11 protein-coding genes are annotated in these 13,252 nt (G+C 60.8%); 7 read left to right on the forward strand and 4 right to left on the reverse strand.

Features of this window, described 5'->3' with window-relative positions; genetic code table 11:
* The first annotated feature begins 67 nt into the window (after positions 1 to 67).
* From bcor_RS04085 to bcor_RS04100, 4 genes are read left to right on the forward strand one after another with little or no spacing between them, the layout of a single operon-like run.
* Positions 68 to 1,831, forward strand: a complete 1,764-nt coding sequence (locus tag bcor_RS04085) for an ABC transporter permease (RefSeq protein WP_033498535.1) — start codon at positions 68 to 70, stop codon at positions 1,829 to 1,831.
* Positions 1,832 to 1,868: 37 nt separating this feature from the next.
* Positions 1,869 to 3,263 carry an ABC transporter ATP-binding protein gene (locus tag bcor_RS04090; protein WP_033498534.1) on the forward strand — a complete coding sequence of 465 codons (1,395 nt, stop codon included), beginning with the start codon at positions 1,869 to 1,871 and terminating at the stop codon, positions 3,261 to 3,263.
* A 4-nt stretch (positions 3,264 to 3,267) separates the two neighbouring features.
* Positions 3,268 to 3,771, forward strand: a complete 504-nt coding sequence (locus bcor_RS07245) for a FluC/FEX family fluoride channel (protein ID WP_051875663.1) — start codon at positions 3,268 to 3,270, stop codon at positions 3,769 to 3,771.
* On the forward strand, positions 3,768 to 4,136 hold the full coding sequence (locus bcor_RS04100) for a fluoride efflux transporter FluC (RefSeq protein WP_033498533.1): 369 nt from the start codon (positions 3,768 to 3,770) through the stop codon (positions 4,134 to 4,136). The genes bcor_RS07245 and bcor_RS04100 overlap by 4 nt, the downstream gene beginning before the upstream one ends.
* A gap of 214 nt (positions 4,137 to 4,350) precedes the next feature.
* Here the strand turns inward: bcor_RS04100 and ychF are convergent, their stop codons facing one another.
* From ychF to bcor_RS04115, 3 genes are all read right to left on the reverse strand, one after another.
* On the reverse strand, positions 4,351 to 5,457 hold the full coding sequence (gene ychF / locus bcor_RS04105; protein WP_033498532.1) for a redox-regulated ATPase YchF: 1,107 nt from the start codon (positions 5,455 to 5,457) through the stop codon (positions 4,351 to 4,353).
* 183 nt (positions 5,458 to 5,640) lie between these two features.
* Positions 5,641 to 6,441: a pyrroline-5-carboxylate reductase gene (proC, locus tag bcor_RS04110; protein WP_033498531.1), complete on the reverse strand. Its 801-nt coding sequence runs from the start codon at positions 6,439 to 6,441 to the stop codon at positions 5,641 to 5,643.
* Between the two features lie 28 nt (positions 6,442 to 6,469).
* Positions 6,470 to 7,825 carry an alpha/beta fold hydrolase gene (locus tag bcor_RS04115; protein ID WP_081870343.1) on the reverse strand — a complete coding sequence of 452 codons (1,356 nt, stop codon included), beginning with the start codon at positions 7,823 to 7,825 and terminating at the stop codon, positions 6,470 to 6,472.
* Between the two features lie 549 nt (positions 7,826 to 8,374).
* Here bcor_RS04115 and bcor_RS04120 point away from each other — a divergent pair.
* Both bcor_RS04120 and bcor_RS04125 read left to right on the forward strand, forming a co-directional pair.
* Positions 8,375 to 9,436: a LacI family DNA-binding transcriptional regulator gene (locus bcor_RS04120; RefSeq protein ID WP_051875664.1), complete on the forward strand. Its 1,062-nt coding sequence runs from the start codon at positions 8,375 to 8,377 to the stop codon at positions 9,434 to 9,436.
* 45 nt (positions 9,437 to 9,481) lie between these two features.
* Complete coding sequence (locus tag bcor_RS04125) at positions 9,482 to 10,465, forward strand: ribokinase (protein WP_420796632.1); 984 nt, start codon at positions 9,482 to 9,484, stop codon at positions 10,463 to 10,465.
* A gap of 237 nt (positions 10,466 to 10,702) precedes the next feature.
* Here bcor_RS04125 and bcor_RS04130 read toward each other — a convergent pair whose 3' ends face one another.
* Positions 10,703 to 12,028, reverse strand: coding sequence for an O-acetylhomoserine aminocarboxypropyltransferase/cysteine synthase family protein (locus bcor_RS04130; protein ID WP_033498528.1), 1,326 nt, complete (start codon positions 12,026 to 12,028; stop codon positions 10,703 to 10,705).
* Between the two features lie 282 nt (positions 12,029 to 12,310).
* Here bcor_RS04130 and bcor_RS04135 point away from each other — a divergent pair, with 282 nt between their 5' ends.
* Positions 12,311 to 13,201, forward strand: a complete 891-nt coding sequence (locus tag bcor_RS04135) for a pyridoxamine kinase (protein ID WP_033490251.1) — start codon at positions 12,311 to 12,313, stop codon at positions 13,199 to 13,201.
* The last annotated feature ends 51 nt before the right edge of the window (positions 13,202 to 13,252 follow it).

Genomic DNA, 13,252 nt, shown 5'->3' on the forward strand with positions numbered 1-13,252 from the left:
CGCCGACTTCTGCATGCCATCCTCAAGGTTGCCGACAAAGACATCCGCACCTTGAAGGGAGGCCATAATGCGTCTACAGGCACCAATCATTCGACACACCATCACCCTGAACGATGACCGAAAACAGGCCTCCCCTGGCACCAGGATCCTGACCAGTTTCGCGGTTGCATTGGGAGCCATGGCCCTCCTCGGAGCCATCGCCTACATCCTTCCGGGTTTCTCGGCCCCGATCGGTCCGTCGGGCATACCCTCGCACGTATCGACGGATCCCGCCAACCTGCCCTATTACGCCCTCCGCTCCGTGTTCAGGATGTTCATCGCACTGGTGTTCTCCCTGATCTTCGCCTTCGTCTATGGGTTGGCGGCGGCCAGGTCCAAGCGTCTGGGAACCGTTCTGATCCCCCTGCTGGATATCCTCCAGTCGGTGCCGATTCTGGGTTTCCTCTCGGCGACCATCTCCATCTGGCTGGTCATCTTCCCCGGGTCGATCCTGGGTGTTGAGGCGGCATCCATCTTTGCCATCTTCACCAGCCAGGCATGGAACATGGCCTTCTCCTTCTACAACTCCCTGACCACGGAGCCGTCTGACCTGGATGAGGCGGTCAGAATTCTGCGACTGACCCGGTGGCAGCGCTTCTGGAAGCTGGATGTTCCCAACTCCATGATTCCCCTCCTCTGGAACTGCATGATGAGCGTGGGTGGGGGCTGGTTCTTCCTGACGGCCTCGGAGATGATTTCGGTGAACAACCGGACCCTGACCCTTCCCGGCATAGGTTCGTATGTGGAAGAGGCTGCCGGTGAGCAGAACCTGGGCCGGGTGGGCCTGGCCATACTGACCATGATCATCGTGGTGGTCCTGATTGATTTCGTACTCTGGAAGCCACTGACCGCCTGGGCCGAGAAGTTCCGGTTGACCCAGAACCAGTCTTCGGAACCACGCAGGAGCCTGGTGCTGACGGTCCTTCGGCTCTCGGGAATCAACGATCAGCTGGCCCGCCTGGGGCGGCCGATTTCGTACGCTCTTGACAGGATCACCCGACCCTTGGGCAGGACCGGAGCCCGGTGGAAGGTCCAGAGCAGGAAGAGCCGTGCCGGCGACCTGATTTGGTATATCCTTGTCGGTCTGGCCTGCCTCTGGGGCATCTGGGAGCTCTTCGACCTGATCAAAACGACTGTTGGATACGGAGAGGTCGGTCATGCCCTCCTCCTGGGTTGCCTGACCTTCATCAGGGTGGTTGTCCTGATGGTGATCTGCTCCCTTATCTGGGTTCCGATCGGTGCCATCATCGGTATGAATCCGAAGATATCGCGGATCCTCCAGCCTGTGGTGCAGATCCTGGCCAGCTTCCCGGCCAACTTCATCTTCCCCTTCATCACCCTCATCTTCGTGGCCTGGAAAATCGACATCAACTGGGGAAGCATCTTCCTCATGGCCCTGGGTACCCAGTGGTACATCCTCTTCAATGTCATTGCAGGGGCTTCGGCCATTCCCGATGACCTTCTGGAGATGTCGCGCAGCCTCAGGCAAACCACCTGGCAGCGATGGAAGACCCTTATCCTCCCCGCCGTCTTCAGCTCCTGGTGCACAGGTGGCATTACGGCAGCCGGGGGTGCCTGGAACGCATCCATCGTCTCCGAGGTGGTCACCTACGGAAAGACCGAACTGACCGCCAAGGGACTGGGTGCCTACATCGCACAGTTCACCGCCACCGGCGACATGACCCGGGTGATGGTGGGCGTGGTCGTGATGAGCGTTTTCGTTGTGGCGGTGGACCGCCTCTTCTGGACGCCTATGCAGAGCCTGGCCCGCCGGCGCTACGCCCTGAACTGAAACAGAACAGACATATTGAAAGCAAAAGGACAAGAACATGACCAAGATCGAAGTCAAGAACACCGCAACCATGACCGCAGGCACGGACCGCGCCCCCATCATCCAGGCCGAACAGGTGAACAAGACCTACAAGTCCGACGCCGGCAGTGACCTGAACGTGCTCGACTCCATCGATTTCACCCTGCACGAGGGAGAAGTGGTGGCCATCCTCGGCAGGTCCGGCGCCGGCAAGTCCACCCTGCTGAGGATTCTGGCCGGTTTGGTTCCCGCAAGCTCGGGCAAGGTATCCTACCGAGGCAAGGAACTGGCCGGTCCCAATCCAGGTGTCGCCCTGGTCTTCCAGAGCTTCGCCCTGATGCCCTGGCTGACCGTCAAGGACAACGTGGAGCTTGGGCTCCAGGCCCGCGGGGTGCCCAGGGCCGAACGGGAACGCCTGGCCCTGGCGGCCATCGACGCCATCGGATTGGACGGGTTCGAATCCGCCTACCCCAAGGAACTCTCCGGAGGCATGCGCCAGCGTGTGGGCATCGCCCGTGCCCTGGTGCTCAAGCCCGATGCACTCTTCATGGATGAACCTTTCTCCGCCCTGGACGTACTAACGGCCGAGAATCTCCGCCAGGAGGTGCTCAAGGTCTGGTCCGAGGAGGCCGGGAGCATCCGGTCCGTGCTTCTGGTGACCCATAACATCGAGGAGGCCGTCGAGATGGCCGACCGGGTCGTCGTCCTGGGATCCCACCCCGGCAGGGTCATCGCCGATGTGCCGATCAAGATGGAGCGGCCGCGCGACAAGCAGTCCGACATCTTCCAGTCCAGTGTGGACTACCTCTACTCGATTCTTACCGGGCAGAACAACACCGAGGACATCCGCAAGCAGCTACAGACCAAGGTCCGCAACAAGGAGGCCGTGCAGAACTCCCTGCGCGACGAGAACATGACCGAGAAGAACCTGCCCGATGCCACTCCTGGTGGGTTGGCCGGACTTGCCGATGTACTGGTGGACCATCCCAAGGGGATCGATCTGGCCGATCTCGCCGCCCAGCTCTCCTTCGAGGTGGATGACCTCTTCCCCCTGATAGACGCCGGGCTGATGTTGGGAATCTTCCAGGCCGATAACGGTCACATCTCTCTGACCAGCCTCGGGCAGACCTGGCACGATGCCGACATTCTGGAAAGCAAGGAGATGTTCTCGCAGATGCTCCTGGACAGGGTGCCCCTGATCCGGGTGATTGACCGGGCTCTGAGAAACAGCGAGCACGGCAATCTGCACGGCAGCCTTATCCTGGACCTGCTCCGTTCGCACCACTCCGACAAGGAGGCCATCCAGCAGTTCGAGACGGCCATAACCTGGGGCCGATACGGTGAGCTCTTCGATTACGATGCCGACGACGACCGGCTGACCCTGACGGCCGAGGATACCCAGGAGGCCGAATAAGCCCATGGCTCACGGGCAAAGCAGGGATAGGAACACGGGCGAAACCGTCGGAGCGACCGGTGGATCCTCGCCCGAGGGGCCCCGGTTGGGCATGGCCCCGGTGGTCTTCATCGGAGGAGCACTGGGGACCTGGCTGCGCTGGGTTCTGGGTGGCATTGCCGCCCCTATTGGCGGCTTCCACCCAGGCACCTTCCTGGCAAACATGCTGGCCTGCACCTGCTACGCCTTCCTGACCTCTTACCTGGCCGCACGGACCGATATCGCCAGGCTACGGAGGGACTACACCAGTCGGGCCCTGGGTATGGGCCTGTGCGGAGGGCTTTCCACCATGTCGACGATGGTGGTCGAGGTTATCCAGGATGTGATGGAAGGTCATATCCTGGGCTCGCTCGTCTATCTTCTGAGCAGTTTCATGCTGGCACTCGCTCTGGCCGCCGTCATGGCTGAACTCGGCCAGACGGCGGCGGGGCGTCGTGCGCACGGAACATCAGCAGGTGAGAGCCGATGACTACCCTGCTGATTTGCGTGTGCGGAGGTCTCGGTGCCAGCCTGCGGTATCTGATTGACATTGCCATCAAAGCCCGTTGGGGAGGCCCTTTCCCCCTCTCCACCCTGGTCATCAACCTAACCGCGGGATTCTTCGCAGGCCTGGTTGCCGCTCTCTTTTCTCAATCCCTTATGGGTCCTCAAATCCATCTACTCCTGGCAACAGGACTCTTGGGAGGCTTTTCAACCTTCTCGACAGCCATCAACGAGGTGGTGGTCATGCTTCGGGTACGGGCCCGACCAATGGCAATCTGCTACTTCCTGGCCTGCCTGATTCTCCCCATTGCGACCGGCGTTCTGGGATACCTCCTGGGCGGCCTTTTGTAGAGTCACTTTATATTTCGGTTTCTGTGCTTGAAACCATGCTCAGCGCGAGGGCCTGCATATCTCTCATGACATCCGCAACCGCGCCTGGGACGAGTGTCTCTCTGGGTACTGTGGGAAGCGGCACTGTAACCCGACGAAGCAATACGATGCGACGTTTGCTGTCGCACAGCGACTGGGGCAAGGAAGAAATCCCCTACCCCAGTGAGTCGTATCGCTATTTCTTGCCCCCTGAGGGTATGCCGGTCTTGAACTCCACAATGTCCCCGTCCTGCATGATGTAGTCCTTGCCTTCCAGACGCATCTTGCCCTCTTCGCGGACCTTGGTGTAGGACCCATCTGCGGCAACAAAATCCTCGTAGGAGACCACCTCGGCCTTGACGAACCCCTTTTCGAAGTCCGTATGGATGGCACCTGCCGCCTGGGGGGCGGTCCAACCCTTGTGAATCTGCCAGGCCCGCACCTCCTTGACGCCTGCCGTCAGGAAGGTCTGAAGTCCGAGTATGTCGAAGCCCACTCGGGCCAGCTGGTCGAGACCGGACTCCTCCAGACCGGCATCAGCCAGCATCTCTCGGGCATCAGCCGGGTCCAACTCGGTCAGCTCGGCTTCGAACTGGGCGTTGAGGAAGATGGCCTTGGCGGGGGCCACGGACTCCGACAGCCGCTGCTTCAGGTCATCCTTCTGAAGCTCGTCATCATCCAGGTTGAAGACATAGATGAAGGGCTTGGCCGTCATCAGATGGAGGTCATAGAGTTCCTCCTTGTCAATGGTGCCGGCCTGCGCCGCCTGGTCTATGGTCTGACCCTGCCCCAGAATCTCCCTGGCCTTCTTCACGGCATCGAGGTAGGCCGGCTTGATCTTGCCGCCCCTGAGGTCCTTCTCCAGCTTGGGGAGCGCCTTGTCGATGGTCTGCATGTCCGCCAGGATCAGTTCGGTGTTGATGGTCTCGATGTCATCGCCCGGGTCCACCCTGCCGTTGACATGAACAATGTCGTCATCCTCAAAGGCACGTACCACCTCGCAGATGGCATCGGCCTCTCTGATGTTGGCCAGGAACTGGTTGCCCAGGCCCTCCCCCTCCGAAGCGCCCTTGACGATGCCGGCGATGTCAACGAAGGTGACGGTGGCCGGGACGATCTTGTCGGTGTGAACCAGATCGGCCAGGACCGGCAGCCGGTCATCAGGCAGGGGGACGATGCCCGTATTGGGTTCGATGGTGGCGAAAGGGTAGTTCTCCGCCAGGACGTTGTTCCGGGTCAGTGCATTGAACAGTGTTGACTTACCCACATTGGGCAGTCCGACGATTCCGATGGTAAGCGACATAACCACCAGTCTATTGCCCGCACTGCCCTGGCGTGGCGGCAGGATATCCCGACGATGCCGACAGTGCTCCCTGACCGGCATGTGCACCTTGGAATCCACATATTCCCCGGGCAGGTACGCAGCTCAGATTCACCACCCGAGCACCAGAAAACCGAAACAGGAAAGACGCGGGACCGAATCCCGTCAGACCCCTTCGACCGTATCGATGGCGTCGATGACGCTCCCCCTGAACCCGCTCTTCTCCAGGGCGGCAACACCACGGATGGTGCTTCCTCCGGGCGAGCATACAGCATCTTTCATAGCGGCCGGGATAGTTCCCGTATCCGTGTAGAGCGCTCCGGTCCCCTCGGTCATGCGGGCAGCAAGCCTGTAGGCCGTCTGACGCGGCAGACCATGCTTGACACCGGCATCGGCCAGGGCCTCCATGTACATTGCCGTGTAAGCCGGGGCACAACCGGCGATGGTCGTGGCCACAGAGGTCAGATCGGATCCGAGTAGCTCAATCAGAGCCACCGGTTCGAAGATCCGATCGAAGAGTCGACGCTGGTCACTGGTCAGGGTGTCCTCACCCTGGGTGACCATGATCCCTTTCCCGACCGCTATGGGGGTATTGGGAATGGAACAGATCAGATGAGTGCCCGGATTGAGCAGACCGTCATAGTCTTCCATCTGGAACCCCCCAACGATGGAAACGACCATTCGATCCCCATCTCCCAGCTCATCGCGGATGGGCTCGCAGACCCTGGCCACCTGGCCGGGTTTGACGGCGATGACGACCATATCCGCAACCGATGCCACTTCCTGAGCGGAGTGAAGGGGGCGCACCCCAAGCTTCCCGGCATTTTCGGCCAGCTTCTCATAGTGGTTGGCACAGGCCACAATTCGCTCACCCGGAAGAACCCCGGCTCTTACCAGCCCCTGGGCCATGGCCTGAGCCATATTCCCGTATCCGATGAATCCGATGGTGAGTGTCTCTGCAGTCATGGTCCCAGTCTACCTACAACGTGGTGGCTCAGAACAGTCGCTCCAGGTCTCCGCGATTCAAAGCCTCCCCGTAAAGGTGCGCGAAGACCTCATTCCCATGAAGCCCGTCGTGCTCGAACTGGTTGGTCACCCAGGCATGGGAGTTCCCCACGCGCGACAAGGTATCCAACTGCATGCCGGAGTCAACGTACAGGTCATCGAAGTAGACGGCCGCCTGGAGGGGAACGGAATTGGATGCCAGACGGTTCTGGTCGTAGAGTCTCCCCCAATGTCCGTCCTCCATAAGCAGATTCACCGCTGGAGCGAAGGGTTTCAGGGCCTCTTCCTGTTCGAACATCCAGGGGAAGATGACCTCACCGGTAAAGAGGAGGGGGCTGGAACCAACCCGGAACTCGGGGTGCTGATCGCGTACGCGCTGCCCGGCCCAGCGAATCGGGCCGCAATCCCCGTCCGCATAGATGAACTCCTGGAGGGGCCAGTAAAGGGGCGTGGAGGCCGTAGCGGTCCGCACCCCCTCCAGGAAGGCATCGGAGAGGACCACGCCCCCCTTGGCCGGGATGGATCCGTCATCCTCCAGGAAGGCCGTATCGAGGAGCCAGTGCAGGCGGGCCGCACCGGACTGCCTGCCCAGGTCGGCACCCAGGGTCTGGAAACGTTCCACCGTCAGCGGGTCTCCCCCGGGCAGGGTCACATCGCCCTGACTCAGCCGGTCGGCGATGGCGGCCACCCGCTCCCGGTCCTGGGGATATCGCTGATAGAAGGCCTCCGTCTTGGCCTTCATCCTGGGGAAGGTGTGCGCATAGACCTCGGTCGGGTCCGCCGGGACATGTGGGATGCCTCCGGTCGTGAAGGACGCAGCCACCCCTTCGGGAAAGGCCGAAAGGTAGGCCAGGGTCAGGAAGCCGCCATAGCTCTGACCCAGAGTGACCCAGGCCCGCCCGGCAAAGACGGTACGACGGAGATGCTCGAAGTCGCGGACGATGGAGTCGGCCAGGAAGTGCTTGAGGTAGGAGGCCTGCGCCTGCGGCTGACCCAGCGCTCGCATGGTGTGCGAATCGATGGCCGAGGACCGTCCGGTACCACGCTGGTCGGGCAGGACGATTCTGAAGTGCTTGACGGCCTCGGCAATCCACCCGTCACTGGTCGAGTCCAAGGGTCGGGGTCCCCCGGACCCCGGTCCACCCTGGAGGTAAACAAGCAGGGGTAGGTCGTCATGGACATGCTGGGGGGAGCAGATGGTCCGGTAGAAGCAGGAGATGGTCGGCTCACCAGGGTTCCCATCGGGTCTCCACGATCCGGGTTCCGAATCAGCCCAGTCCAGGGGGACCGGGACGGACCCTTCCTCCACATAAAGTCCCGGCAGGTAGTATCCCTGGCTTGCCATGATCACCGCTCCCTTCATGAACACCTCAGACGACTCCGCATCAACACCCTATTCCAGTGAAGCCTGCGAACCCGTGGATGGCATCATTCTCCCCATGGCGCTGGACGGGGGCCCGCCGTGTTTGACTCAGGCAGGAAAGAAGGACAAGGCCTGACCGACTTGAATGGCCTTTCCGCTGGCAAGAATCGCTGCAAGGGCTGGAGGGGCCCGCGGCCTCCTGCAAAACCGAAAGCGGAAATCCTGATGAATATTGCAGACGAGTTCGGCAAACGGGAGCAAAGATACAATCTCCTCCCCCAAGGTCGAGGTCTATGTACACCCGTATCCCACTGGGGGCCGATGCCTGGAACCGGTTTCGACCCCAGTCCCCGCACAGAAGAGCGCATAGTAGGAAAGGGTATCCCGGCACCATGCGGCTGAACGTGAATCGATTTGCGGTATCGTTACCGCACTGATATAAATAATGGTTGCGAAGCCTCGCCGGTACTGCTGTCGAGGCCAAAGAGCCGGTGTCTCCTGGGTGCCGACTGCCGATCAGATCGAAAGGCAATGATGGCATACGCGACGATTCGGGATGTGGCCCAACAGGCCGGCGTCTCCGTATCGACCGTTTCGCGGGCGCTCAATGATTCAGGTCGAATTTCGGAGAGGACCAGGGCCCGGATCAATCAGGTCATCAAGGAACTTCACTACGTTCCCGATTCCAGGGCCCGATCCATGCACTCCCCCCACTCGCGCACCATCGGCCTGCTGATACCCGACATCAGGAACTCCTATTTTGCCGACCTGGCCTATCTGATACAGGGCGAACTGCTGGCGCACGGCTTCCAAACCCTGATTTGTACCTCGACCCAGGGCGATTCCCACGAAAGCAGGATTCAGGTGCGCAACCTCCTCGGCCAGCACATCGACGGGGCCATCATCGTACCCGGACCACGATCCCAGGAAACGCTGGATGAGCTCACTCGCCGGGGACTTCCCGTTGTGTACGTGGACCGGACCAGCGGCGACAGACGGCAAGTCGACGGCCGCCCAGTGCCTTCCATCGACTCCGATCCCCTTCCAGGTCTCAGGGATGCATTCAAGGACCTGGTCAGACATGGCCACAGCCGAATCACCATGGTCCCGGGACCCCTGGAAGAATCCGGTACCTTCCGTGAGCGCGAAGAGGTCTTCGATGACCTGCTCAATCAAATGGACGATCTTCAAGACCCCACCCGCGATGTTGCCTGCACCCGAAACGATACCCCTTCCGAGGAGGGCGCCTTCAACCCTGAGCTGCTGCGGCAGTGGAGAAACCAGGGGGTCAGTGCGGTTATCTTCGGGCGCTCGCAGGATGCCATTCAGGTCATCAAAGCCTGCCAGGCCATCGGTATCGGTATCGGGCGCGACCTCTCCATTGTGACTTTCGACGACCTGCCGGTCTTCAGGATTCTGACACCAGCCATCGCCACGATCTCACAGCAGATTGATTCCATGGGAACCCGTTGCGTAAGGATGCTCCTGAACCTGATGGCCGGGTCGCAGACCGACTCGGTCCGGTTGAAGACCAAGTATCTCCATCGGGCCTCCGTAGGGCAACCCCCAGGGCAAGCCGGGCAGTATCCCTGACGTGGATAAACAGGTCAGCAAATCGTTAACAATGAATGGAGAAACATGATTCAAGACATGGCGGCGACACCCGACCAGGTGCTGCAAGGACTGGATACCATCAACGGGTCCATTTCGGTGGTCGGATCCATGAACGCGGACTACACGGTCACCACAGACCGGCTGCCCAACCCGGGTGAAACCATCAACGGTGGCCCCTTGCAGATCCTTCCCGGAGGCAAGTCAGCCAACCAGGCAGCCGCTGCTGCCCGCATCGGGGCCCATGTCCAGCTCTTTGGAGCCGTAGGGTCCGATCCCAATGCAGACTTCCTTTTGGGACAGCTGGGCAACGCGGGAGTCGACACCTCCCAGGTGATGACCGTCCCCGGTCCGAGTGGAACCACAGTCATCACCGTGGACGCCCAGGGGGAGAACACCATCGTCTACTCCCCCGGCTCCAACGCCAAGGTCGACGTGGACTATGCCCACCGCTCCCAGAAGGCGCTGACTTCGGCGAAGGTCCTGGGACTTTGCCTGGAAAGCCCCATAGAGACGGTGACCGAGGCCGCCAGGATGGGGCATGAGGCCGGTATGACCGTCCTCCTCAACGACTCCCCGTTCCGGGCCGACCTCCCCGCTGATCTGATTGCCTACTCCGACCTGATTCTGGTCAATGAGCATGAGATGGCCCAGCTCCTGGGCATCGATGAGCCCGAGGACGGGGATTGGACCAAGGCCGACTGGGATCGGACGAACCAGACCATGCAGGACTTCGGCTTCCACAGGGCCATCGTGACCCTGGGCGGCGAGGGGTCCATGGTCCTTGACCAGGGCAAGAACTACCGGATTCACGCCGTCAAGGTCGATGCCGTTGACACCACCGGATGCGGCGACGCCTTCATGGGAACCATCCTGGCCGGGCTCTCCTCAGGCATGTCACTGGTAGAGTCCGCACAGCTGGCCTCGTATGTCTCGGCCTACGCGGCCACGGGGCAGGGTGCCCAGGCTTCGTACGGCTCAGCGGAACAAATCAGGTACCGCTTCGCCTGAGTTCGACTCCGAACACCAAACCGCTTACATCCGACTCCAATCGGGGTTACCAGCATTGCCGGTAACCCCGATTGTGTATACACTGCTTCGTCGCTCTTGAGCAGGTGCATCCGGCTGTGAGGCGCCGATTGCCCGAGCCGACAATGAGAGTACTCTACAGAACGGCCACTGAAGGATTCACAAGTGAGGTCCTAGGGTCGCCGCCCTCGCAAGCTGCCAACAAGGCAAGGAAACAGATTACCGCCCGACCGCCAGCCCTGACTCCTTGACGGCTCGGAATGCTCCTTTAAGGTCATCCAGAATGTCGCCGATATTCTCCGTACCGATCGAGAGTCTGATGGTACCGGGATGGATGGCCTGATCCTCCAGCTCTTCTGGAGTCTCCTGGGAGTGTGTGGTCGACGCCGGATGGATGGCCAAGGACTTGACATCTGCGACATTCGCAAGGAGGGAGAAAAGATGGAGGTTGTCGATGAAGACCCTTGCCGCATCCTTCCCTCCCCTCAGGTCGAAGGTGAAGATGGACCCGGCCCCGTTCGGGAAGTAGCGCTTGTACAGTTCATGGTCAGGGCGGTCCGGGATGGAGGGGTGGCTGACCGATTCAACCTCGGGCACGGTCCTCAGGTAATCCACCACCTTCAGAGCGTTCTGGACATGTCGTTCGACCCGCAGGGAGAGCGTTTCGGTCCCCTGCAGAAGCAGGAAGGCCGCGAAGGGCGAGAGAACGGCGCCCGTATCGCGCAAGAGAATGGCCCTGATCCGGGTGACGAAGGCCGAGGCACCCAGATCCTGGTAGAAGCGCAGACCATGGTAGCTGGGGTCCGGCTCGGTCAGGGTGGGGAACTTGCCCGGCACCGCCGCCCAGTCGAATCCGCCTCCCTCTACGATGACCCCACCCAGGGTGGTGCCGTGGCCGCCTATGAACTTCGTGGCGGACTCCACGACCACATCCGCTCCATGCTCCAGAGGCCGGAACAGGTACGGGGTGGCAAAGGTGTTGTCAACGATAACCGGCAGGTTGTGGGCATGGGCGATTGCGGATATGGCCTCGAAATCAGGCAGATCGGCGTTGGGGTTGCCGAAGGTCTCGAAGAAGACCAGTTTGGTGGTATCCCGGATGGCCGACTCGAAGTTGCCCGGCTCTGAGGGATCGACGAAGGTGGTCTCCACACCATCACGCGGCAGGGTGTGTTTGAGGAGGTTGAAGGTCCCCCCGTAGATGTTCTTGGAGGCTACGATATGATCGCCGGTCTGGGTGATGTTGCGGAAGGCGTACTCTACTGCTGCGGCTCCTGAGGCTACAGCCAGACCCGCAGTGCCGTTCTCCAGGGCGGTGATCCTATCCTCGAAGACCCCCTGGGTGGAGTTGGTCAGACGGCCATAGATATTACCGGGATCCTTCAAAGCGAACCGGGCCTCAGCATGGTCGAAGTCGTGGAAGACATAGCTGGTGGTGGCATAGATCGGCACGGCACGCGAATCCGTGGCGGGATCTGCCTGTTCCTGCCCCACATGGAGTTGCAGGGTCTCGAAATGGTACTTGTGCGGATTCTGGTCGGTCATATCGACTCCTATCTGTGTCCCGGCTGATCGGGTGGACCGGATCGCGTCCGCAGCCGCCCTTGCCTGTGACCATAAGCGACGCAGGACAGTCGGTTCAAGCTTGAAGGGACATTTTGGTATCGCCCTTTTTTATGGCAGCTTGCAGAAGGTTGAAAGCAGGCCTTTCCCGTCTCGCCATGCCAGATGGGTGGTGCACGCCCGGCCTGCTCACTGTAGAGTCGAGAGAGCAGCGGAGAAGACTCCGTTCCGAACAGCCGCAGCAGGCATGAAGGAGTTCAAAAGATGGCCGGACAAAGGGACAATCAGAACAGGCTCTACCAGCGCGATGCCGGTTACATCCCCAGGGTCGCCGCCGTACATGACATGTGCGGATATGGCAAGTGCTCGCTGACCGCAGCCATCCCCATCCTTTCGGCCGCCGGTTGTGATGTCTGCCCCGTGCCGACCGCCCTGTTCAGCGCCCACACCATGTTCAAGGATTACACCTTCCACGACACCACCGAGATCCTGACCGGGTACCTGGATGCCTGGCAGAAAGAAGGGGTCGATCTTGACGGCATCTACAGTGGATTCCTGGGAAGCGCCGAACAGGTCGACATCATCCTGCGCATGTATCGGGACTACCCCAAGGCCTTGCGCCTGGTCGATCCCGTCATGGGCGACGGCGGTTCCATGTACCCCACCTACACCGAGGAGATGTGCAAGGCCGTGATTCGCCTGGTGGACGGGGCGGATCTGCTCATGCCCAACCTGACCGAGGTCAGCCTCCTGACCGGCCTGCCCTATGAGGGTCAAAACCTGAGCGACGAGCAGGTTGAGACGCGCCTGTCCCGGCTTTTGGAGATGGGAGCCCGGAACGTAATCATCAAGGGGATCGATCGCGGTGACGGCAAGTTGCGCAACTTCGTGGCTTCGGCACAACAGGGCGGAAGCAGCGACAAGCAGGAACTGGTTCACGACAAGCTGCCCTTTATGATTCACGGGACCGGCGACGCCTTCGCATCCTCCCTCTGCGGAGCCGTCTTCGCCGGGAAGAATCTTTCCGAAGCAGCGGAAATCGCCGGTGAGTTCGTCCGCTCGGCCATGCAGCACACCCGCAACCAGCCCAACTACCAGGAGCGGGGAGTCAGCTTCGAACTGGACCTCGGTCTGCTGACCGGAATGGTTGACTGATCGGGCACACCGATTCATCAGCCAGCGCCACCCAGTATGGGATTCGGCTCT

The organism is Bifidobacterium coryneforme (genome assembly GCF_000737865.1).
GTDB classification, from domain to species: domain Bacteria; phylum Actinomycetota; class Actinomycetes; order Actinomycetales; family Bifidobacteriaceae; genus Bombiscardovia; species Bombiscardovia coryneformis.